Below are 21704 nucleotides of genomic sequence, written 5' to 3' on the forward strand. Positions count from 1 at the left end.
CCTGATTTACAAATAGGTAAATAGAAAGGTTCGACCCCCTTTCGTTCCATCCTAAATATCATGGGAGAATCTCGTCCTTTGCAATAGGGATAGCAGCGGATACCTGCCTGCGCCTAAAGCCAGAAGGCGTATAAGCGGATAGCCTGGCAGTTGCCCAAAACAAAGATACTAAAGGTAAAAACGCCACTAGTCTCTACCAATGGAACTAAATGATAAATCTTAAATTAGAAACATACCTGATCCCTCCCCCTTTTATTACTTTCTTTCTATTCATCGAACTCACATGTTCTCTCTATTTCAAGATTACCGAAGCGTAAAGGCGGCCACTTAATACTTATCTAATACAACACGGGCAACCTTTTACCATTCCTGACGAAATCGAATTCCGACAATTGCGCTACCTCTTCGATTCATGACACAAAATTAAGAAAAGGGAATTCCTGAAAGACAATCAGATATAAATTTTAAAAGGTTATCTGACCACGTTTTTTTGTTAAAAATCGCAGGCTAATAGCGTTTTAACGATCGGTATTACTGTAACAAGAATAGCCGGTTAATTTCAATTACAAGTTATTAAAAGAGAGATAAACAGATAATAACCATACATTTGCAACAAACAATAAAAATAGCACAACAACAAACAATAGAATTAGCACAACTGGAAACAACACCACAATAAATGATTTTCCTGAAATGATCAATATAGCTAACAATGAAAATACGAATAGCCCATCATCTATTTTACGGTATGATAGGCATCTAGCATATTCTTTGGCAACCCGAAGAAAACTTTGCCTTAGCAGAACTTCTTCAAAAAGCCTTTCGTAATGCAAGTCAAGCCACCCTCCACGTTGGAATGGGGCGTTAGGCATTCATCGACAAATTAAACGTGTTCCAAAATAAAGTTCGCATCCACTTTAAGCTCAGTATGCACCGCCTTTAAAAAATCCACATCCGCCTTCTGCTTACCGTTAAGAATAAGCGAAAGCTTGGCCGGGCTAACCCTGAGCTTTTTCGCAAGATCCACCTGGCGAAGTTTCATTTCGAACATACGCATTTCGATCATCCCCGAAAGAGTCGAAGGTGCATCTACCACATAAAGCTCCTGCTCATAAGCCTGCGCTGAAAGCGCAAGCCTGCGGATTTCAGCCAGCTCATCAGCAGAAACATTCCCACTTCCCTTGGCCATTAGGCCATCTATTTTTGCCATCACCGACTGATAGCTGGCCTCAGTATTAATCTTATTCACCTGTCCCATAGCTGAAGATATTAATTAGTAATAACGGCTATTTTCACCCAAGCCACAAAAGGGTTTCGGACCCCGCCTTAAACAAGCGAACAGTCCTTCAGCTTATCATATTCGGCATGAGTGCCCACAAAGCGCACATACACGGTTCTCACATCAAAAAAAATCATGGCGATCAGCCTAAAGCTGTTCCCCTTGATATTGAACACAAAACGGTCATTTCCAACCGCATCCACGCTACCAAACATCTGCTTCATCTCATGATAGTCCGACCAGTCTGCAAGGCAGACCGCTCTACACCAATTGTTGAGCGCATCCATAGCCCCTGCGTGCACAGTGAAAAATTCCTTAAGCGTTCCATAACTGATGACGACCATGGTAAATTGACTTGCTTGAACGAATATACAAATAATTTAGAAATCCTAAATAATATTTAGAAAAACAAACATTCAAATAATATCCGAATTGTTTCCCAGAAATTGAAACAGTCAAACCGATAACGATGAAATCCATTCCACTCAAACTGCCGATTATTCCAGCCGAGTGTCCGCAGGGCGCGAGGCTTCCGGTCGTCCAGTGGACAGCCGCCCCAGATTTTCACAGTTCACCTTAAAACAACCAGTTTCTGATAAAAATCCTCCCAATATCCACGCAACCTTTTGTCCAGCTCCGCAAACATTGGATCTTCGCAATACTGGTTTCTAAAACGTCTGCCTGCTTAATTGCTGCTTCCTGATCGTCTACCCTGATCGGACTGCCTGCAAGATCTATAACTTTTAACATCATTTGCATTTTTTTGTCTCTGTACGGGAAAGTTCAAAACATTGATTATACTATTTAAATTACCCACAGTTTTTTCAAGCTAAAATGGATTGTATCGAAACACCTAATATCAGTTAGGCCAATGACGACCTAACTGATTGCATCGTCCTAACCCTCCACAAACGGTTTCAGCGCAAAGCTACCGCTTGAAAGCCGTCCTAAGCTTCCACCGTTCCAGCTATAACCCTGCCCCAATAAACTGCATTGTTACTGATGTGCCGTTGCCATGCCCCCTCAGACCTGCACCAACGGAAGCCATGCTGTTTTAATTGGGTGATTACCTCCTGCACGGGCTTACCACCGAAAAAAAGCTGCAAGCGGTTCGCCTCCCTGTTCTCCAAAATACGCACCCCGTTGATCACCATATCAACTGCCACGGTCTGCCCCTGTTTCTTCAACGCCACCACCCGTTTTTCAATGCGCCTGATATTGGCACTATTATTTGTTAAGGTAAAATGGGCAAAGCCCTGCCCGCCAAACTTAGGCTCTATCAGCTCTTCCCACATACGGTCATTCCCAAACTTTAACTTTAAAAAAGCATCCTTATCATCCTTTCTGATACACTTATTGGCCGCCTTCATAAAGTCCTGCATCTCCTTTAAACTGTTCAGCTTCTCTTCCAGTTTCGCCACCGCCTCAGGGTCATCCGAGAAAATGGCACCATTATTTTTGATGCTCTCTGCCTTATCCGCATAATAGGCAGCCTTACTGTCCGCCTCAACCGACCGTCTCATCGCACCCGATATCTTATCCCTATACCTGCGGTCAGACTTTTCGGAATGGTGACCAATAAGGATAGGCTGTCCCATCGGGATCGCATCTGCCATTTTCTGGCTTAACTGATATAACCTGTCCGATTCCGCTTCATTCTTTAAAGCTTTTTCTTCCGCACCTGCAATGCGGTTTTCCCTGCGTTGATGAAAATCATGTTTCATAATCCAAAATGCAATTCTTCGGCTGCACCATACCGTTTCTAAAATAAAAACCCTATTCATTATCTTCTTCCCCTTCCTTTCCCAAAAAATCTTTTCAAAAGAAAAAACGGAAAAAAAGAAAGTCCAGAAAAACGGGTGCAGAGAGAACGGAGAGCTATAAGTCCCGGAGGGTGTTCTGGTATATCCAGAACATTATGCGCTCGCAGAGAAAGGAGCGCCCGAAATTCACGGCCTTTTTATCCGTTTCGATTGGAAAGAGTACAAGCGCGTTTAATCGGTCAACAATTGAGAATTTATGTGTTAGGTTAAATATTTGAGAAAACAAAATACTTGCCTCAATAAATTGTATCACCAATCTATCTTTCCTATATTCATATGACAGACGTTTTTATATAGGTTACGCACGAGTTATCACAAAAGACCAAAATTTGGATTTACAAATAGATGCCTTAAATAAAGCAGGTTGCGAAATTATTTTCCAGGAAAAAAATTCCAGTAAGTCTAAATAACGGCCAGAATTGATTAAATTATTTGAAAAGTTAAGAAAAGGTGAAACTGTTCTTGTCCTTAAATTGGGTAGGTTGAGCATTAACCGGGGAACTTGCTCGAGATACCTTAAATTTATGATGGGTTAACAGAAAAACAAAAATCTAAGTAAATGAAAGATTATCTATTGGAAATAAGCGGCTCAATATGGCTTTTGGCTCTTGTTGTGGCTTTTATCTTTTGGCCAAAGAAACGCTAAACAAGAACGGTGATTAATATATCAGGCTTAATATCTGACCTAAAATTAGGTAACCATACCCAGTTGGGACAAACCCTACTTTTTGGATGTAAACAAAGTGAAGAGGGTCAAACCAGAGGTTTACAGAAGTCTTATTAGCGGTAGGATTGCACTGAGAGATGGAGATTCATTGATTTTGGATCTTTTGGTGGCAGATGAATACGGTGAAGCTTGTTACAGATCTTATTAAGGTGTACATCTACTCCATTATATATCTGGGATATAAATTTAATGCTGGTTCGATAGATCCATACCTTGTTCTGGTACATATTTATCGTATTCTATTTGTTTGGCAACTGCTTGCGCTACCTCTTTACCTTTCAGTTTTGAAACCAGGTGCAGCGCTCCATCTATACCAGCCGATATTCCTGCGGTAGTAATTACTCTTCCATTATCAACATAGCGAACATTTTGAAGCACTTTAGCTTTAGGTACAGCCCTTTGAAGATTTGTTATGCTTTTATGAAAGGTGGTAACGGTAAGCTGATCAAGCAGACCTGCTTTCCCAAGGATAAACGCACCGGTGCAAACAGAAAAATAGTTTTTAGTAGCACTGTCCCTGGATTTTATCCAGGAAATAACTTCGGGATCATTTGTTGCCACCTCGTCTGAACCACCAAATACTGCAAAAATATCTGCCTGAGGAGCATCCTTAATGCTATAATCCGGGATTATCTTTAAAATTCCCTGAGACAGAAGAGGCTCTTTGGTTTTTGCAACAGTGATAACTTTGAAGCCTGCATAGGAAAATACTTCCATAGGCCCCGCAAAGTCAAGTACCTCTATTCCCTCATATAAGTAAAAGCAAACAGTTATTTCTTTGTCCTTTTTTACCTGAGGGTTTTTCTTCACTAACCTCATTCCGCAACATGTACAAACACCCGATTGATCATAAGTAATGGTATCACATGGATGGTTACAAGGCCGGCATACATATGTGTTTGCGTAGACTTGCGTAAATGCCAGGCAAGGGATAAAAAATATCAGACGTATTAACTGTTTCATATATGTATTATTGAAATCCAAAATTAACTGGATACAGCTAACAAATCAGGACAGTTGCAATAACAATCCGGCCATTCTACAAATACAATATTTTAATCTTATACATCTTTGACCAACTTTCTTAGCTGAGCAGGGCTGCTAAAACCACATTCTTTTACTACCCAGGCTAACTTATGTTTGGTTTTAAGCAAATGCTTTGCCTTTTCCTGTCTTAACGACAGGATATATTGACCGATTGTGGTTCCTGTAGCAGACTTGAATACACGCGTGAGATTCCGGGGACTGACAAAGACCAGTCCTGCCAATTCTTCTATTTTTAATTTATGATGTAAATGCTTAATAATATGGTCCTGAACCTGATGGATATGATGGTTAATGTGTTGCCTGTTTTGCAAATAAATGCTGTTTTGTGCCTCCGTTCCGTCTCTTCGAACGTAAACAACCATGTCTTTTGCTACGAGGCATGCAAAAGCAGCTCCGTGTTGCTCTTCAATAAGGTAGAGTGCGAGGTCAATACCCGTAGCAATTCCTGCACTGGTAAATATCCTGCCACTTTGCACAAATAATTTATTCTCCATTACTTTAAGCAGGGGGTATTTTTGTTGTAAAGTGGTTGTCCACGCCCAATGCGTCGTGCAATTATGCCCATTTAAGAGCCCGGCAGCAGCAAGTGCAAAAGCCGCTGTACAAATTGAAGACACGGTAGCACCGGTTGCCGCAGCATCCTGTAGCCATGGTATCCAAAGATGATCATCTGCCCTGTTCCATTTTTTAATTTCCATTCCGGCTACAATAACAATGTCATCTTTGTTTACTGTTACCGAACTGAGTGGCTCAACGTTTGAAAATCCAATACCAGATGAGGTAGCCGGATTTTGATATGGGGAAACATAACGCATATCGTAATGCTTTCCGCAGCACCCGGACTCATAAAAGACGGTTACAGCACCAGCCAGATCCAAAAGGTGAACGCTATCAAATATGAAAAATATAACACGATCGGAGCCCATTTTTCAAAGGTAAGAGATAGAAGGTAAATTATACATAGTCGGACAGGATATATAGTATCGTCCCTTACGAGACGCAAGTGATCAAACTTGTAAAAAGAACCAGGTAAATTTATCCTGGCAACTATTCTCAGCATCCGGAAAATAAGGCGGGTAAGATGGTATTGAACGTACCATTTATCTCCAGCGATGTTCCGGATAAAAAATCCATCAGTAGCTTTTCCCCCGAAATGTATCATCAGCAGATTCGCCAGTAGGGAAAAATCTTTTCCTGTCAAATTGGAATGGCTATTCCATATTCCTGGTCAACACTAAGAACCATACTGCTAAACCAGTATTCAACCCTGGAGACGAAACAATCCGCACGAGAGTATCCAGGCAGGGATATGTTGCAATTTTCACACCCCGTGTCAAAAAGTTCTACTTACTGAAACTCTATAAATCTTAACGATTATGAAATACAAATTTTTCCTTTTTTCCTGTGCTGGCTATTATTGCTTTTGTTGCCTGCTGGCGCCTGATTCAGCCTCAGCAAATGCAATGGAGCGCTCAATCGATACCGGCCTCCGATAATTTTTGGATCGTGGTATATTGATGGGACTTACATTGATTCCTCGAAGTTTACGAGCAGAAGAGAGTAAGACCAAATTTGATAATGATGATGAAATACGGCTAACTACATGGATGAAGACTAATTTAATAATGCTTTGCTTATCAGTAACCAACTGCATTAAGATAGAGTTAGATTTGATTGCCAAATATCAACCTCCACTTAATATTAAAAGTAACAAAAGCCCTGATAACATCTTGTTTAGACAAGATCTCAGTCTGTTGAGGAACTTAACAAAGTTAGGTTCTAAATCCTAAATCCATTCTACACCCTCATTCGGTGGCTTACCAAGGGACATGGAATGGTTTAGTCTTTGTTCTCATTCTGACGCTTGAGTTCGTCATAAATCCCCTTCAAAATCTCGTTGCGTTGGTAATTAGATTTACTGATATTATCCAATCTGCTTAATATAAAATAAATGATAGTTACAACTACAAGAATTTGAATAGTTATAATAGCGACATACATAACGAGAGTTAATTTAATTTTGAACTAATACAAAGAATAATATCATCCTAAACCAAGCCTTTCCTCAAAAGCGGTTCATCGCCATTTTAAATTGCCAACGGAATGTTTATATTTGATCAAAACGCGATCTATATGACAAGGCAAATCTTACTCACCCTCTCACTCTTAATCCTGATTATTATCAGCCAAAAAGCCAGAGCCCAGGATAGCCTGAAAGTAAATCCCCCGGTCGATACCACCATCTACGATGATAAATTGTCTTCTGAAGGACACCTATACAAGTTCCCATTATCACCCCTTAGTCAGGTGGAATATACACAGTTCATGAACAATTAATATGCAACCTCGGATGTGATTAAAAAAAACAAACTCTACACCAAACTAGAGGTAACCACAATAGTGGAAAAAGACGGCAGTGTTTCTAAATACACTGTAAAAGGAACAGGCACCGAGGCCATGAAAAATGAAATCGTCAGGATCCTTAAACTCCTGCCAAAAAACACGCTCGGCACTAGAGATGGGAAAGCGGCAAGGTTTCGGCTACACCAGCCTTTTGAGTTTAAATATGAGTGAGGGTTTGGAACTCCAAGCGCTTATCCTAATTTCGAATTACCTAAGGAACTTTCAAATTCATCTTTACGCTTTTGTTCATATTTATACTTATCTTTTAATAAGGAAATCTCACGTAATCTTTACTGGTATCCATAAAGCTAAAAATACGAAACCGATTGTACTGTTTGGCTTCACAAAATGCCTACCCTACTCTATTTCTTCTGTCCATGATACTCTGGATGGCTTATTTACAAAAAGCCGTTTTCCCGGGTACTGACCAGGTGCAGGGAAAAGCGATCCAAAATCCTGCCCTAATTCATAAAGATAAAGGGTGGCAATATTATCTGGAAAATGGATAATTGGTACAACTATGATTGAATTTTTATAATTCTGGAACAGATCTTTCTGACTTTTACAATAGGCCGAAATTGCAGTTGGATTAATGAAGTCTTCCAACTGCAACGGATGCATAATTTTCGAAAACGCTATAGAATCAGCCCTCCCTTTTGAGTCAACTGATATCCATACAGAAAACAAAATCGTCTTTTTGTCAATTGGCTTTTTATATGTTGCGATCATTGAATTTATAATCACCTTATACAGCTTGTCAATCTGTATGGTTTGCGCCCGGCTACTTACAGAAAGCGAGAGGAGTATAATAGCCCCGAATGTTCTAAATATTGTTTTCATATAGCTTAATTGCAATAAGTCCCCATTTTATCAACGCGTGTTTTATCCTGGTGTAGAGTGCTAATTGTATTGATGGCAAGTTTCTCATCATCGGTTTTAAGATTCCAGAGAGATGTGTCTTTCAGCCCTCCCCACGCCAATGCATTTGCCTCTGTGAAACTCATTCCAAGGAACTGGCTCGTGAGGGCCGCAGTCATCACAGTGACGAAATTGTTCGCAATGTACTCATGCTGGGATGGAATTAATATACGCCCCTGTTGATCCGAAGGAAACATCTTACGAAGATAGGCGTGAAATACTTCATGATAAACTGTTGCGACATTGTATTGTTCTGACTTCTTATTAAAAGACGCAGAATTGAACTTAATATAGATGTCGCTTCCTGCAGCTGTAGTCGTTCTAGTTTTTGCATCTATAGCATCTGACATTACCGTATCCTGCATAATCACATTGCTGCCTGGAAGCTGGAATGCATATTGGAACATAATTCTGATATCGCTTGGTGCTCCGGTAAATAACGCTCTTCCCACCGCAGATTGTGTGCAGGGATTTTGGACCTGATTACTGACATTCATATTGGTATTACCTCCATATGCGCTACCTCCAGTCGTCGGTGTAGTATTAATACCATCTGTATTCCCTCCTGTGTTGCCTCCTGTATTACCACCGGAATCCCCACCAGTATTGCCTCCTGTATTACCGCCTGGTATACCTGTCGGTGAGCAATTGCCTTCAAAATATAGAAATTGGTAATTTTCATTAAAGATCGTACCATCAGGAGCAACCTGCCAAGTGTACCAATATACCAGTGTACATGGTCCATTCGAATTGATTGAGGTCGAACCACCTGTATCGCCACTTCCACTTGAGTCTCCGCCAATCGATGTGCTTGTACCCGAACCAGATGCCGCTTTATTGGCGATAAGCTTTGGATCAATATTCTTGAAATTCCCTTTTAAATCGCTAGGTTGTCCATTTCTGTACATCTTGCTGCTTTTAAAATAATAATTAAGGTCATATCTCAAAATAGCTCCTGTAAAGTCGCAAATATTCGTCTGATCAAATGATGAAACCACCTCTTGCAACTTTTCATTAAGGCGATATTCCATACCTACGATTTCTATTATTTCACCATCACTAACAGAACCACCAGAGGTATGAAAAACAAAGAAACGCCTAATATTTAACTTCTTACTATTGATTTCTTTCTCGGAACTTGGAACAACAATAACCCTGCCATTACGGGTATCCAAACTTTTGGCTTCAGTCCAAAGTGGCTTGAGCCTAACTATTTTTTTTCTACTGGGTCTGCTCCGAAGCTTCAATACTTTAACCTCATATTGTCGATACAGATCTTCTGTCATCGTTGCATGACTTAGGTAATAGACTTTTGCACTTTCAAGGGTATTTTGAGGTATGCTGTTTTCGCCGCCCACCAATGCATTGATTTCTCTACGACAAGAAAAAATAATAAGAGATGCTAGTAAAAGCACAGACCCGACAAGAAGGGATTTTTTGTTCATTGAGCATTAATTAAAGAATTTATCTGTCCCAAAAATATCCTGTATCGAATAAAAAAACTAAAAATCACAGTAACAATTATATTACTAAAACATTTTAGTAATCCCAAAAACACAACATCCTGTAAAGTAACATGTTTTCCCAGTGTTAATAATGGCCTTACATAATAATATTCAACATATTTCACAATTCTATTTAGATGGAGCGGTTCGACGAAAAAGCAGGTGAATTTTATACCCTATGCAAAGGAAATAAATTTTCATTAAAATTGCATCCCGGCGATATTCAAAATGCTTTCACAGCTGTTAATATAATGAGAAGCTCAATCAACGAACTAGATCAATTTTTAAAGGATTCTGCCAACAGAAATTTTTTCTTGGTTTCCTTGATTTCATTTTTCATCTATTGCTTAACAGCTTATTTTAGTAGCGGCTACCATCAGGCTGATGAACATTATCAAATTGTACAGTTTGCAAATTTTAAAAGAGGCCTTATCCCTAGCAGTGAACTTCCATGGGAGTTCGCTGCAAAAATAAGATCTGGCTTACAACCCTTTATATGTTATGTGATATTTATTTCTCTACAGGCAATAGGTATAGACAATCCATTTATCGTAACTATAATTCTTAGAATTGTAACTGCTTTTTTATCAATATTTGCCATTAGTCGACTAATAGTCGCCTCACAGATACAATTGAAGGTTAGGTTCAACGTATTCTGGTTCACCATGTGTTATCTCATATGGTTCCTTCCTTATGTTAATGTCCGTTTTTCATCAGAAAGCTGGTCCGGAATCTTTTTCATACTGGCCTATTCTATGGCAATCAGATTGAAAAAAGCAAAGCCATCCCGCTATATAGCCATTGGGATTTCCTTGGGAATATCAGTCCTTTGCAGATATCAGTGCGCATTTCTTATGCTTGGATTGTTATCATGGTTGTACTTTATCGAAAAAAAAAAGTGGGAAACACTTGCAACTATTATCAGCAGTACTCTAATTGTATTAATTTTGGGTATTTTTTGTGACAGGTGGCTTTACGGAGTCTATACATTATCAATGTATAATTATTTCAATGCCAATATCGTGATGGATATCGCTTCCAAATTCGGAACCTCACCATGGTATATGATAATAGAATATATCTTTTATAGCCCTTGGTGGCCAATTGGCGCTACCTTAGTCACCTCTTACATTTTTCTTGCATTCAGGCTGCCAAAATCTCCCATTATATGGTGTACTTTACCCTTTTTGGTAATCCATATGCTCATACCCCATAAAGAACTCCGTTTTCTTTTTCCGGTAGCCAATTTTTGTCCCCTACTGGTAATTTCCGCCTACTATCGACTACCTAAAAAAATCAAATCAGCACTGTTATTCAGATACTTATCAGTCCTTGTCTTAATTACTGATCTTACACTTTTGTCAGTATTCAGTAGCAGAAGCACCAGGAAAGGTGAAACAAAAATAGCTCAATATATTTATACACACTATAAAGACAAAAAAGTAAACCTTCTTACTTCTTTTGAAACTGATCCTTATGACCCATTTATGGAGTACTCCCACAATTTTTACAGGGAACCGAATGTTGAAGTAACCAGGATAACCTCGATCTGGCAACCAGATTTCATTACTAAACTCCAAAATGGCAGTGTCAATCTCCTAATCCTACCCAATTCAGAAATAATTGGCAATAAAACCACCGAAAAGCTAAAAAAACTACATGCTATTCCTTTAACATCGCAGCAGAACAGATTCCTGTATTTTTTTGCAAGGTTTTATGATTCCTCTCTCGAACAGGATGATCTTAATCTCTTTCACATAAAACCATAACATCACTGACAAATATATCGACTATGCGCATTTTCTCAAATCCTATTAACGAATATGTATATATCTTCCTTCTAACTCTGATTGCTTCAATCTGTTATTTCAAGCTTCCATCGTTTGATTTCCAGACTGGCTGGGATGATCATTGGGTTGTCATCAACCATTATACAGAGAAGGGATTGACAGCAGATAATTTTATGGCAATCCTTCAGGATTTTTACCACGGCCAGTATGCTCCTGTCAACCAACTTTATTATACTTGTATTTATTACTTATTTGGATATAATGCCGGCGTATTTCATCTTGCGGGACTGATCGTACATTCACTAAATGTTGTTGTAACATTTTATTTTATTGCTATGCTCTGTAGGCTCGCGTTCAGAAAGAGCATGATTGAGTCTCAAAAAATTGCTTTCGTTTCAGCAGTGTTATTTGCGGTTCACCCAGTTAACATTGAACCAACAGCGTGGATATCAGCTTCAAAAATCCTACTATACTCTTTTTTTTACCTACTGGCACTTCTTGTGTATCTAAAATATCTTATTTCCAAAAATACCTATGTCTTCTACCTATGTATAATACTATTTGTGATTTCATTTGGTGCTAAGGAACAGGCTGTTTCTTTGCCCCTATGCCTTTTGCTGCTTGATTATATCTGTGGCAGGAATCTGAAGAATCAGATCATTTGGTATGAAAAGCTTCCTTTCCTGATTTTTTCTACATATTTTGGGATTGTTTCCATTTCCTCACAGGAAACTGACGGAACACACTTTTACTATACCTATGCAATCTTTGAAAGATTTGCCCTTGCAGGATACACGGTGACTGAATATCTTACCAAGTGCATAATGCCTATAAAACTCTCTTACCTTTATCCATTTCCTTTTGATCCGAACCAGCGATGGCCTATCTGGATATGGGTCTATCCCTTCACGATCCTTATCTCCCTTATTTTGGTTAAAAAATACCTCAGAAAAAAATGGATTTTATTTGGTTTTCTTTTCTTTTTCATACATATTTTAATTGTTTTAAACTTGCTCAATCTTAACAGGTATGCGGTTGTCGCCGACCGATATGCATATCTTTCCTCAATAGGCATCTGCTTTCTCTTTGGTTATGGCTACAATATGTTAGGTTCGGGTTCTTTTGGTTTAAAGAAAATCGCCAACTATGCTCTGGGGATAGTAGTGGCTTATTTTACACTATATGCTCATTTTCATGCTGATGTCTGGAAGAATACCCAGACACTCAAAAGTGATTTTAGGACTATTATATCTGACAGAAAAGACTTTTCAGAGTTAAAAAACAAAATAAATTCCAAAGATGAATAAGGAAAAGAACAAACTTATAATAGGAGCAGCAATCATAGTTTTGACGCTTATGTTAAATTTATCAATTAGTTTAACTGATTACAGGCTTTCCAATATCACACTCAGCGATTTTTATATGTACCAGGCGTTGGGCAACTGGGAAGGACGCCCTAACGAGAAAAGAGCGACCTACCGTTCAGGCGTGGAAGAATCAATGCAAGTCTTACAATCTCTAAAACAGGACGCCACAGGTAAATCTGAAAAAATCAGAATAATAAAAAGAAAGAGATCTATTCAGTATTTTAAATATCCAAAAAAAATTAGGCTGTGAAAATAAAATTAATCATGTTGTCCATTCTTGCCACGGCCATTTTTGCATTTTTGATAAAAATGGTTCACAAACAGAAGACAAAAGTACTGGTGATCAGCCATGATCATTCAGTAAATCTAAAAGTAGATTTTATTAGAAAAACATTCAACATCGATAGCCTTATAGATTCGGTATCGTTTGTTCAATTGGAAGGATGCCCAGATGGGATCGAAAAAATTGAAAGGCTTGAGTTTTCCGCAAGTAGGATTTTTCTTCTTAACAGTGACCATAATAAAATTTATGCCTTTGACATAAATGGAAAGTTTAAGTATCTGATATCGCAAACCCCTATTGATAATTTTCAGATTATTAAAAATAAACTTGCAACTTTTGACCATGAAGAAGGTAGGTTCAATTTTTACACTTTAGACGGCAAATTCCTTTATAAAATAAACATCGGCTTAGAAAGCCTTGACTGTATGGCCATAAGCGATTCGACCTACATCTGTTATACTGCTGGGCTCAAACTAAAGGATAACGGACAGAAACAGCACGAGTTTACCATTGTAGACCAAACATCCAAAATTACGGGGTATCTTCTACCAGTACCGCAGGAAAGAGTTGACGCGGATTATTATCCGGGAAGGAGGCTATATTCGGTTGGCAGCAAAATTTATTTCATTCCAACGTTTAATACCACCCTTAATTCAATTTCATCAAAAGGTGCGCACCAGATTCTGCGTCTGGATTATGGAAATTATGGTCCTTCAGAGGATGACCTCGCGTCAATACTCGGAGCTGGCAATCTTTACATTTTCCCATATATTTTCGACTCACAATTACTCGCAGAGACAGAAAAACACAGGTTCTACACATTCGTCTATAAAAGTGAAAAAGGCTATCTTATCGAAGATAAAGATGCACACCAAATTACCGCAGGCATAGGTTTATCAAGTGGAAAATCCGCCGGCTTTAACGATATCATGCCTATAGGAACCATTGGAAACCGATTTGCCGTACCATTATACCCTGATATCAATAAAAAGGAAATCCCTAATAAAACCCTTACCCTGATGTTATACCACTGCCGGTAATTAATTATTATATCTTAATGTCTTCCACTTAATTTATCTCCAGTTTTTAGGAAATGAGTGCAATATCACAAATTAAAAAATAATGCTTGGTACACCAAGATTTTCAAAGTGCGCCTTATCCCTATCATCCGGAAAAAAAAGATTTTTGTGACTTGTGACAATGCAAGATCGGTACAGCTCAAAGCTCAGTATGTTGAAGAAAAATCGCCAGGAGACTAAATCCCACGCGGTACTATTTACTATATAGAGATTACTTTTGAACCCTTTTGTTAAATTTTCTTATCAAAAGGTTCTCCAGCCGTCCTTAATCTGTATATTTTTTGCGTTTATCTAAGAGCAAAGACAATAAATCAAGCAGAAACAAATCCATCTTCAATCTGCCGATTATTCCAGCCGAGTGTCCGCAGGACGCGAGGCTTCCGGTCGTCCAGTGGACGGCCGCCCCCGATTTTCACAAATCAACTTAAAACAACCAGTTTCTGATAAAAATCCTCCCAATATGCACGTAGCCTTTTGTCCAGCTCTGCAAACCTTGGATCTTCATGATATTGGTTTCTATAAAGGTCTGCTTGCTTAATTGCTGCTTCCAGGTCGTCCACCCTGATCGGCCAGCCTGCAAGATCTATAACTTTTAACATAATTTGCATTTTTTTGTCTTCGTACGACACAGTCAAAACATTGATTATACTATTCAAATTACCCACAGTTTTTTAAGCTCAAGGAGATGACATCAAAACGCCCTATATCAGCCAGGCCAATGACGGCCTAACTGATTATAAATTCTTAATTGTCTTAAATGCTTAGTCAGCGCAAAGCCACCGGCTTGAAAGCCGTCCTAAGCTTCCACCGTTCCAGCTATAACCCTGCCCCAATAAACTGCATTGTTACTGATGTGCCGTTGCCATGCCCCCTCAGACCTGCACCAACGGAACCCATGCTGTTTTAGCTTTGCGATTACCTCTTGCACGGGCTTACCACCGAAAAAAAGCTGTAATCGGTTCGCCTCCCTATTTTCCAAAATACGCACCCCATTGATCACCGTATCAACTGCAGCAGTCTGCCCCTGTTTCTTCAACGCCACCACCCGTTTTTCAATGCGCCTGATGTTAGCACTATTATTTGTTAAAGTAAAATGGGCAAAGCCCTGCCCGCCAAACTTAGGCTGTATCAGCTCTTCCCACATACGGTCATTCCCAAACTTTAACTTTAAAAAAGCATCCTTATCATCCTTTCTGATACATTTATTGGCCGCCTTCATAAAATCCTGCATCTCCTTTAAACTGCTCAGTTTCTCCTCCAGTTTCGCCACCGCCTCAGGGTCATCCGAGAAAATGGCACCATTATTTTTGATGCTCTCCGCCTTATCTGCATAATAAGCGGCCTTACTGTCCGCCTCAACAGACCGTCTCATTGCGCCCGATATTTTATCCCTGTACCTGCGGTCAGACTTTTCGGAATGGTGGCCAATAAGGATAGGCTGTCCCATCGGGATCGCATCCGCCATATTCTGGCTCAACTGATATAACCTATCCGATTCTGCTTCGTTCTTTGAAGCTTTTTCTTCCGCACCTGCAATGCGGTTTTCCCTGCGTTGATGAAAATCATGTTTCATAATCCAAAATGCCATTCTTCGGCTGCACCACACCGTTTCTAAAATAAAAACCCTATTAATTATCTTCTTCCCCTCCCTTTTCCAAAAAAATCTTTTCAAAAGAAAAAACGGAAAAAAAGAAAGTCCGGAAAAACGGGTGCATAGAGAACGGAGAGCTATAAGTCCCGGAGGGTGTTCTGGCGCAGCCAGAACATTATGCGCTCGCAGAGAAAGGAGCGCCCGAAATTCACGGCCTTTTTATCCGTTTCGATTGGAAAGACGCTTAAAGAAGATCGAATAACGACCACTTCTTAGCGTGGGACAATAAAGCCTACAAGATGCTTGTTTGGCTCACACTCATAAACTAAAAAAATTAGTATTTTTCAATTACTTTATTTAACTTTGTGCCATGCAAGGATTTAACGTTGATAAAAACAAAACTTTGAATGCTGCGTTGTACGTCCTGAACAACCTGGGTGAAGCGGACTACCACAAAACCTTCAAAATCCTTTATTTTGCGGATCAGAACCATCTCAAAAGCTATGGCAGACCGGTGACCGGTGATACTTATCAAGCTATGAATTTTGGTCCTGTACCCTCTTTCCTTTACGATATTTTCAAAGCCGCTGAAAAGGGATCGCACCCTTTTCAGGAAGCCATGGATATGTCTGGCTCATTTGCGGTGCGCCGTGAGGGTAATGTGCCAATCGTAACTGCTAAACAGCAAGCTGATGTGGATGAACTGTCTGATTCAGAGATTGGGGTGCTTAATGCATCGATCGAAGAGAATAAAGGGCTTAATTTTGAGCAATTAGTGGACAAATCCCATGATGATGCCTGGACTGAAGCTGCTGAAAAGCAGGACATCGAAATGTCCTATTTAAAAATTGCAAAGGCGGCGGGCACGAGTGATGATATGATTACCTATATAACACTCAACGCAGAAAACGATCAAAACATTTACTAAATGTCATTTGCGGATCTTATACCTGATGAACTTAAAGAAGGTTTCGCTGAGCGGAACATTCAGATCGGTTCTGTAATCAAGGTATATGTCACTGACACCAATCCTCCAAAAGAGAAACGGCTGATTTTAGTGGGTGCTTCCTGGGATAAACTGCACTTCGCAACCGTATACATCAATACAGCCATCAATCCCAATATTTTTACCACCCATGAGCTTATTGATCTGAACTATGAAATAGCTTCAGAGGGTTGCGATTTTCTTGACTACGATTGTTTTGTTGACTGTTCGAAGCTCAAAAGCCGCCCGGTCAATTGGCTACAAGATATTTTAAATAACGAACCAACAAGATTATTGGGTACCGTACCAGAGGATGACATGAAAGAAATCAGGAAACGGATAAAATCAGCACCAACAATCAGCAAGAACGAAAAAAAGAACTTCGGTTTATCCTTATAGATACCTAAGTATTTAGATTTCGCTTATGGTTAGGGATAGCGAAAATTGACCTTCTGAAAGAACAGTGGGAAAAATCTGCCCCTTGATCTAAATATTGCAATAGAGCTAGATATTCCAAAATGGTAAAAGTATTATTGCACGTTGACAGTGGTAACCAGCCCTATCTAAACCAAAAAATAATGAGCCAGATAAAAAACAATATCCCAACGGTTAAAGATGCCGGCAAATATCTCGAGCAGATTGCAGCAAAACGGACAGGTGGAGCAATAAATCTCCGCGGAATCCATTTTCAGGTATTGTATTCGGCCCATACCATCCTCAGCCATCTGACCCAACAAGGCAGTATGGCATCAGTAAGGCTCGAGGGCATTGAGGATATTGATGTGAATGGAACGAGGCTCAACCTGAACGAGGATCTCTACATTCAGCTGAAAACATCACAGAACAAACTCAATGCATCATCATTCTGGGACATGGGCGTGTTGCAAAACTTCCTGGAGGTGTTTATCGCAGAACCCCGCAGCTATTTTAAGCTTGTCCATAATATGGGAATCGCTGAAGGGCATCTTGCTGCACTGGCAAACCAGCGGCTTGATGAAAAAGCTTTACAGTATTGGGACGAGAGATTAAAGTCACTGAAAACTTATGGATCATATAATACCAGGGACTTTCTTGATGCAATTACCTTCCAGCGCAAAGATATAGAGGGATTATACAAAGATATATCATCGCTTTTGCTAGGCGCCTGGAAAGTGAACAAAGGCACAGAAGCTGTTTTTCTCAGAACATTGTTCTATCACATTTTCGATTGGTCCACCAATAGAAAAAGGATTTTACATGAAGATTTATCTGCACTTTTTACGGAGATAACGGACAGCTTTTCCAAAACGCCGAGCAATTCGGCCATTAAACACGAGTGGATTTCCCTGATCGATTATGGCGTAAACAGGACCGAAAATCTAGAGGGTTATTTTGACGGTAAGGCCTGTAAGCCTGTCCACATCGCAAATAGCCTCCCTGCAAGAAGGAAGAAATGGGAAAAACTGGTCTGGGAAAGCCTGAAAACAAATGATATAACCGTTATCCGTTCCTCGAGCGGACAGGGTAAATCTACCATCGCCTGGCAGGTTGGATTTAATTCTCGTAGCGAGTATACCATTTACCAGCTCAATACCTGCAGGAACTGGGAAGAGGTTAATTCACTTACCGAATTTATTACTTCAAGGGTACTTTTGGGTACAGTACCGGTTATCATATTAGATGGCTTACACGCCCAGACAAAGGAATGGGGCGCTTTGGCTGAAAGAATAGCCGGGCTTCCGGTGAAATTCATTGTAACCAGCAGGCATGAAGACTGGCAACGCTATGGAGCAGATATCTCCAGATTGGGCATCCAAATTATTGATATTTTTCTCACCCAGAGCGAAGCGCATGACATATTCCTGCAATTGAAATCGAGGGGAAAAATCAATCCCGCGGTGAGATCCTGGGAGCCAGCTTGGGAAAGCGTACACCGCAATGGACTGCTCATCGAATACACGGTACTGCTTACCAGTGGACAAATGATCGAGGATAGACTACGCTATCAGATCAATACACTATCATCAGATAACTCAGCAGCCGCAAAACTGGAAATTCTCCGGCTGGTTTCCCTGGCCGATCTGCTACAGCTATCAATCAAAACCGAACACCTTATCCATTATATAAAACAGGAAATTGGTTTTGAAACAGACCGAGAAATCGTGCTTAATTTTCTGGAAAACGAGTATTTTATCAGTTTTTCTGCGCAGCACATCGTGGGCCTTCATCCTGTGCGCTCCAAATACCTGAACGAACTGCTAAACCGACACAGCGGTGCGCTCCCAAGCCTGGCCAAGCTTTATGATATCCTCCAAGAAAGCCAGTATCACGAGTTCTTTGTTAATGCCCCACTGTTACTAGCCGGCGATGAAAAAAAAGATTTTTACGCTTCATTTGCGGAGAAACTGGCCGATGGAAACTGGTCGGAAATGGTTACGGCAATGGATGGGATCGTTCACGGTGAGCCCCAACGCTACTGGTTGGACAATAGGGAGGTTTTTGATGAGGCTTTGAAGGCAGGGGGCATTGAAATTTTTATTATCGAAAGTACACCGTTTTCCAATGTGAGTGTTACCGAAGATCTTGCTAACTCCCTGAGCGAAGAGATGGCGCCTGCATTCAGGGCTTTTACAGAGCGAAAAAAAAAACTTGGTGACTTTAGTATTAAGGATACCGATGTATACCATTTCGCACAGCAGCTTGGAAAGTCGCTCCGTAAACGCACAGACATGCCGGATTCGGTCAAAGGGATGGAGTTTCTTGTACGCTGGTTTGATTTGCTGGAAATCGACTTTGATTTCGAGTGGTCATACAACAGCCACGAGCTATTGGCCTATCTCGAACAAAATGACCTTCAGGATTCCAAAGACCTATTTGGATTTCTGCAACTCCGCAAGCCAGATACCTACAATAGATTTGCTTCGGAACATGGTGGGGCTATTATGAGCCTGTTAAAGGTCAAAACAGATTGTATCCGTATTTATGAAAATGGAAAAAACCTACATATTGAATATATACTATCCAGTAAGGATGTTGGTGAGGCCAACGACTTGAGCGTTCAGCGGATTACCGACATTTCGCAAATTCTGCCGGGATATGAGCGTTATTGTACCGATGTCGAAATACTCCCCTATCCGAGTATGGAAATCGTCAAGTATTCAAGGGACAATGCACATAAAACCATGCCTCCACAAAACATTAGCAATGCTTTTGATGTCCACCTCAACAAAATTTGGATTTCGGTGATATCTTCCAATTATCAGGCCGCATCAGCATTTGAATGGCAGGTGCAATTATTGGAATTGCGAAGGGCAAACCTGGATTTTATTATGGATACCAATAGATATATTGATCTGGTCTTTGAAGGGAAGGGGGAAAAAGCAATGGCCTATGGCAAAAAGATTGACCTTGCAACAAAAGACTTATCTGGCCGATATGCAACCAGGGGAAAATACCCCAACTTCAATCGGTTCGTGGATCAACTTGCTAAGTTTTCGGCTGAACAGCGTGTTGTCGACAAATGGCTTTCATCTATGAGCAACGTCTGGACACAGATTCCGAACCTTTTTCTTTCCGAGGATGCCCACAAGAAAAAACTCGTCCTGATTAACTTTAAGGAGGTTTTTCTGGATCTGAAGAAAATGCAGACAGCATTTGCAGAAATTGAGATTGGATCACATGTCTACTTCGAAACTTCAGAACTGATTTCAAAGGAACTTGAGGCATATGAGAGACTTTATCATGGAATATGCTATGTACTGGAACATCCCCTACACCTGCAGCAACCTGTTGCAGTGGGCAAGAAAGCTATAGCAGAATGGTGGCAGCAAAGCCAGAATCTCATCTTAGGCAGTTTTCAGCGTTTATTTGCAGAGATCGAAAAAACCGGAAAGTTCAAATTCTATCTACCAAGCAGTTTCAGGGAAACCCAAACCCTGACGTATGTGACTTTTGGTGTAGAAAGCAGTGATCTAGGCGACCCTGAAAATATTAGATTGTTGCTGATGTACATTAGTCCCTTAGCCCATTTTCCTGCGGATTTCTTTACGATTGTTAATGTCGTAAATGGAACTTCAAAAGGGGCTTTCCGTGTACAAAGGGAAATGCTGACTGAGCTAAATAAAATAATGGATGAAAAAGAAGGTGATATCTCACATTACATGCCATTGCCCATCGCAGTTGACGAGCAGACAATTGAGTTACTGCCAGGCGTATCCCTTCCACTTGTCGATCCGAATGCAATAATTGAATCTATAGCGATGGCTATTTCTGAACTCTGGGAGTTAAATACTTATAGAAAAAAACTGGACATCTCATATCCAGCTGAAGATAGGTGGTTAAAAAAGCTTGAGAAAAACATCGTCCGATCATTGAACACAAAATTGGCGAAACTTTCCCACCCACGTTACCTGGATTTTATTTCATGGATCAATCTTGGCCTGAAGGATAAATCCGTTTATCATGAACAGGAATATGCAGAAAAGATTATTGAGATGGCTAAAGGCCATGTCGAAACAGTGAGTTAAAACAAATAATTTCAAATGGAAGATATAAACTACTACAAAGAATTACTCAATAGCGATTTGGTCAGCGGAGATGGATCTCTAATGTTCACATTTGAGTTCACCCGCCACATGGGTGGCATTATCAAGGTGAAGGTTAACGCAAATGATGATGTTAAAAACGCCACTTTCGGGTTGAAAGAGAATGATGGCAAATATTTTTTAAGGATTATTACTAAAGATTTTTTGATTGTCTATCCCAGCGGCTCGACAACGGAGATAAACATGGAAATACACGCGGTAATAGAACTCATCACAAATGGCCTGTTCTCATTATCAGAACATTAAATATAGGATAATACAATTTAGAAGGGTATTTTTATCCAGTTTCAAACTGATCAGCTTGAAACCGTGCATTTTAAAATC

23 protein-coding genes are annotated in these 21704 nt (G+C 40.0%); 12 read left to right on the forward strand and 11 right to left on the reverse strand.

The window, feature by feature from the left end; translation table 11 throughout:
- Nucleotides 1–563: 563 nt before the first annotated feature.
- From ACUN24_RS20405 to ACUN24_RS20425, 5 genes are all read right to left on the reverse strand, one after another.
- Nucleotides 564–872, reverse strand: coding sequence for a hypothetical protein (locus ACUN24_RS20405; protein ID WP_445564180.1), 309 nt, complete (start codon nt 870–872; stop codon nt 564–566).
- Nucleotides 873–883: 11 nt separating this feature from the next.
- Nucleotides 884–1258: a helix-turn-helix domain-containing protein gene (locus ACUN24_RS20410; RefSeq protein WP_445564181.1), complete on the reverse strand. Its 375-nt coding sequence runs from the start codon at nt 1256–1258 to the stop codon at nt 884–886.
- Nucleotides 1259–1326: 68 nt separating this feature from the next.
- Nucleotides 1327–1623, reverse strand: a complete 297-nt coding sequence (locus tag ACUN24_RS20415) for a type II toxin-antitoxin system HigB family toxin (RefSeq protein ID WP_445564182.1) — start codon at nt 1621–1623, stop codon at nt 1327–1329.
- Between the two features lie 232 nt (nt 1624–1855).
- Nucleotides 1856–2032: a hypothetical protein gene (locus tag ACUN24_RS20420; protein ID WP_445564183.1), complete on the reverse strand. Its 177-nt coding sequence runs from the start codon at nt 2030–2032 to the stop codon at nt 1856–1858.
- Nucleotides 2033–2226: 194 nt separating this feature from the next.
- The gene (locus ACUN24_RS20425) at nt 2227–3003 is read right to left on the reverse strand and encodes a DUF3560 domain-containing protein (protein ID WP_445564184.1); all 777 of its coding nucleotides are present in this window, start codon (nt 3001–3003) and stop codon (nt 2227–2229) included.
- Nucleotides 3004–3395: 392 nt separating this feature from the next.
- Between ACUN24_RS20425 and ACUN24_RS20430 the strand changes: the two genes are divergently transcribed.
- Entirely contained in the window at nt 3396–3512 is a 117-nt protein-coding gene (locus ACUN24_RS20430) for a recombinase family protein (RefSeq protein WP_445565149.1), read from the forward strand.
- Between the two features lie 503 nt (nt 3513–4015).
- Here the strand turns inward: ACUN24_RS20430 and ACUN24_RS20435 are convergent.
- A complete protein-coding gene (locus ACUN24_RS20435; RefSeq protein WP_445564185.1) occupies nt 4016–4648 on the reverse strand; it encodes a DJ-1/PfpI family protein in 633 nt (210 codons plus the stop codon).
- A 242-nt stretch (nt 4649–4890) separates the two neighbouring features.
- Nucleotides 4891–5802, reverse strand: a complete 912-nt coding sequence (locus ACUN24_RS20440) for a GlxA family transcriptional regulator (RefSeq protein ID WP_445564186.1) — start codon at nt 5800–5802, stop codon at nt 4891–4893.
- 591 nt (nt 5803–6393) lie between these two features.
- On the opposite strand from ACUN24_RS20440, the gene ACUN24_RS20445 reads away from it, so the two are divergent.
- From ACUN24_RS20445 to ACUN24_RS20455, 3 genes are all read left to right on the forward strand, one after another.
- Nucleotides 6394–6666, forward strand: a complete 273-nt coding sequence (locus ACUN24_RS20445) for a GIY-YIG nuclease family protein (RefSeq protein ID WP_445564187.1) — start codon at nt 6394–6396, stop codon at nt 6664–6666.
- 343 nt (nt 6667–7009) lie between these two features.
- Nucleotides 7010–7213 carry a hypothetical protein gene (locus tag ACUN24_RS20450; protein ID WP_445564188.1) on the forward strand — a complete coding sequence of 68 codons (204 nt, stop codon included), beginning with the start codon at nt 7010–7012 and terminating at the stop codon, nt 7211–7213.
- 15 nt (nt 7214–7228) lie between these two features.
- Nucleotides 7229–7450, forward strand: coding sequence for a hypothetical protein (locus ACUN24_RS20455; protein ID WP_445564189.1), 222 nt, complete (start codon nt 7229–7231; stop codon nt 7448–7450).
- A gap of 186 nt (nt 7451–7636) precedes the next feature.
- Here ACUN24_RS20455 and ACUN24_RS20460 read toward each other — a convergent pair whose 3' ends face one another.
- Together ACUN24_RS20460 and ACUN24_RS20465 are read right to left on the reverse strand one after the other, a co-directional pair.
- Nucleotides 7637–8119 (reverse strand): hypothetical protein, encoded by a 483-nt coding sequence (locus ACUN24_RS20460; RefSeq protein WP_445564190.1) that lies wholly within the window; start codon nt 8117–8119, stop codon nt 7637–7639.
- Nucleotides 8120–8124: 5 nt separating this feature from the next.
- Nucleotides 8125–9642 carry a hypothetical protein gene (locus ACUN24_RS20465; protein ID WP_445564191.1) on the reverse strand — a complete coding sequence of 506 codons (1518 nt, stop codon included), beginning with the start codon at nt 9640–9642 and terminating at the stop codon, nt 8125–8127.
- A 311-nt stretch (nt 9643–9953) separates the two neighbouring features.
- Between ACUN24_RS20465 and ACUN24_RS20470 the strand changes: the two genes are divergently transcribed.
- The 4 genes from ACUN24_RS20470 to ACUN24_RS20485 are packed head-to-tail and all read left to right on the forward strand — an operon-like array spanning nt 9954 to nt 14182.
- A complete protein-coding gene (locus ACUN24_RS20470) occupies nt 9954–11471 on the forward strand; it encodes a hypothetical protein (RefSeq protein ID WP_445564192.1) in 1518 nt (505 codons plus the stop codon).
- A gap of 23 nt (nt 11472–11494) precedes the next feature.
- Nucleotides 11495–12799, forward strand: coding sequence for a hypothetical protein (locus ACUN24_RS20475; protein WP_445564193.1), 1305 nt, complete (start codon nt 11495–11497; stop codon nt 12797–12799).
- On the forward strand, nt 12792–13109 hold the full coding sequence (locus ACUN24_RS20480; protein WP_445564194.1) for a hypothetical protein: 318 nt from the start codon (nt 12792–12794) through the stop codon (nt 13107–13109). Before ACUN24_RS20475 ends, ACUN24_RS20480 begins: the two co-directional genes overlap by 8 nt.
- Nucleotides 13110–13168: 59 nt before the next feature.
- Nucleotides 13169–14182, forward strand: coding sequence for a 6-bladed beta-propeller (locus ACUN24_RS20485; RefSeq protein WP_445564195.1), 1014 nt, complete (start codon nt 13169–13171; stop codon nt 14180–14182).
- A 458-nt stretch (nt 14183–14640) separates the two neighbouring features.
- Here ACUN24_RS20485 and ACUN24_RS20490 read toward each other — a convergent pair whose 3' ends face one another.
- Together ACUN24_RS20490 and ACUN24_RS20495 are read right to left on the reverse strand one after the other, a co-directional pair.
- Nucleotides 14641–14820, reverse strand: coding sequence for a hypothetical protein (locus ACUN24_RS20490; RefSeq protein ID WP_445564196.1), 180 nt, complete (start codon nt 14818–14820; stop codon nt 14641–14643).
- Nucleotides 14821–15017: 197 nt separating this feature from the next.
- On the reverse strand, nt 15018–15794 hold the full coding sequence (locus ACUN24_RS20495) for a DUF3560 domain-containing protein (RefSeq protein ID WP_445564197.1): 777 nt from the start codon (nt 15792–15794) through the stop codon (nt 15018–15020).
- 388 nt (nt 15795–16182) lie between these two features.
- Here ACUN24_RS20495 and ACUN24_RS20500 point away from each other — a divergent pair, with 388 nt between their 5' ends.
- The 4 genes from ACUN24_RS20500 to ACUN24_RS20515 all read left to right on the forward strand — a co-directional run bounded on the left by ACUN24_RS20500 (nt 16183) and on the right by ACUN24_RS20515 (nt 21626).
- Nucleotides 16183–16740, forward strand: a complete 558-nt coding sequence (locus ACUN24_RS20500; RefSeq protein ID WP_445564198.1) for a Panacea domain-containing protein — start codon at nt 16183–16185, stop codon at nt 16738–16740.
- Complete coding sequence (locus tag ACUN24_RS20505) at nt 16741–17196, forward strand: hypothetical protein (RefSeq protein ID WP_445564199.1); 456 nt, start codon at nt 16741–16743, stop codon at nt 17194–17196.
- Between the two features lie 179 nt (nt 17197–17375).
- Nucleotides 17376–21302: a hypothetical protein gene (locus ACUN24_RS20510; RefSeq protein ID WP_445564200.1), complete on the forward strand. Its 3927-nt coding sequence runs from the start codon at nt 17376–17378 to the stop codon at nt 21300–21302.
- 15 nt (nt 21303–21317) lie between these two features.
- Complete coding sequence (locus ACUN24_RS20515) at nt 21318–21626, forward strand: hypothetical protein (protein ID WP_445564201.1); 309 nt, start codon at nt 21318–21320, stop codon at nt 21624–21626.
- Nucleotides 21627–21704 lie beyond the last annotated feature (78 nt).

Source organism: Pedobacter sp. WC2501 (genome assembly GCF_052682415.1).

Bases quoted from the DNA above. Each gene is read 5' to 3' on its own strand.
- ACUN24_RS20405 (WP_445564180.1), bottom strand. From the start codon at position 872: ATGCCTAACGCCCCATTCCAACGTGGAGGGTGGCTTGACTTGCATTAC.
- ACUN24_RS20410 (WP_445564181.1), bottom strand. From the start codon at position 1,258: ATGGGACAGGTGAATAAGATTAATACTGAGGCCAGCTATCAGTCGGTG.
- ACUN24_RS20415 (WP_445564182.1), bottom strand. From the start codon at position 1,623: ATGGTCGTCATCAGTTATGGAACGCTTAAGGAATTTTTCACTGTGCAC.
- ACUN24_RS20420 (WP_445564183.1), bottom strand. From the start codon at position 2,032: ATGATGTTAAAAGTTATAGATCTTGCAGGCAGTCCGATCAGGGTAGAC.
- ACUN24_RS20425 (WP_445564184.1), bottom strand. From the start codon at position 3,003: ATGAAACATGATTTTCATCAACGCAGGGAAAACCGCATTGCAGGTGCG.
- ACUN24_RS20435 (WP_445564185.1), bottom strand. From the start codon at position 4,648: ATGAGGTTAGTGAAGAAAAACCCTCAGGTAAAAAAGGACAAAGAAATA.
- ACUN24_RS20440 (WP_445564186.1), bottom strand. From the start codon at position 5,802: ATGGGCTCCGATCGTGTTATATTTTTCATATTTGATAGCGTTCACCTT.
- ACUN24_RS20445 (WP_445564187.1), top strand. From the start codon at position 6,394: ATGGGACTTACATTGATTCCTCGAAGTTTACGAGCAGAAGAGAGTAAG.
- ACUN24_RS20450 (WP_445564188.1), top strand. From the start codon at position 7,010: ATGACAAGGCAAATCTTACTCACCCTCTCACTCTTAATCCTGATTATT.
- ACUN24_RS20460 (WP_445564190.1), bottom strand. From the start codon at position 8,119: ATGAAAACAATATTTAGAACATTCGGGGCTATTATACTCCTCTCGCTT.
- ACUN24_RS20465 (WP_445564191.1), bottom strand. From the start codon at position 9,642: ATGAACAAAAAATCCCTTCTTGTCGGGTCTGTGCTTTTACTAGCATCT.
- ACUN24_RS20470 (WP_445564192.1), top strand. From the start codon at position 9,954: ATGAGAAGCTCAATCAACGAACTAGATCAATTTTTAAAGGATTCTGCC.
- ACUN24_RS20475 (WP_445564193.1), top strand. From the start codon at position 11,495: ATGCGCATTTTCTCAAATCCTATTAACGAATATGTATATATCTTCCTT.
- ACUN24_RS20480 (WP_445564194.1), top strand. From the start codon at position 12,792: ATGAATAAGGAAAAGAACAAACTTATAATAGGAGCAGCAATCATAGTT.
- ACUN24_RS20485 (WP_445564195.1), top strand. From the start codon at position 13,169: ATGGTTCACAAACAGAAGACAAAAGTACTGGTGATCAGCCATGATCAT.
- ACUN24_RS20490 (WP_445564196.1), bottom strand. From the start codon at position 14,820: ATGTTAAAAGTTATAGATCTTGCAGGCTGGCCGATCAGGGTGGACGAC.
- ACUN24_RS20495 (WP_445564197.1), bottom strand. From the start codon at position 15,794: ATGAAACATGATTTTCATCAACGCAGGGAAAACCGCATTGCAGGTGCG.
- ACUN24_RS20500 (WP_445564198.1), top strand. From the start codon at position 16,183: ATGCAAGGATTTAACGTTGATAAAAACAAAACTTTGAATGCTGCGTTG.
- ACUN24_RS20505 (WP_445564199.1), top strand. From the start codon at position 16,741: ATGTCATTTGCGGATCTTATACCTGATGAACTTAAAGAAGGTTTCGCT.
- ACUN24_RS20510 (WP_445564200.1), top strand. From the start codon at position 17,376: ATGAGCCAGATAAAAAACAATATCCCAACGGTTAAAGATGCCGGCAAA.
- ACUN24_RS20515 (WP_445564201.1), top strand. From the start codon at position 21,318: ATGGAAGATATAAACTACTACAAAGAATTACTCAATAGCGATTTGGTC.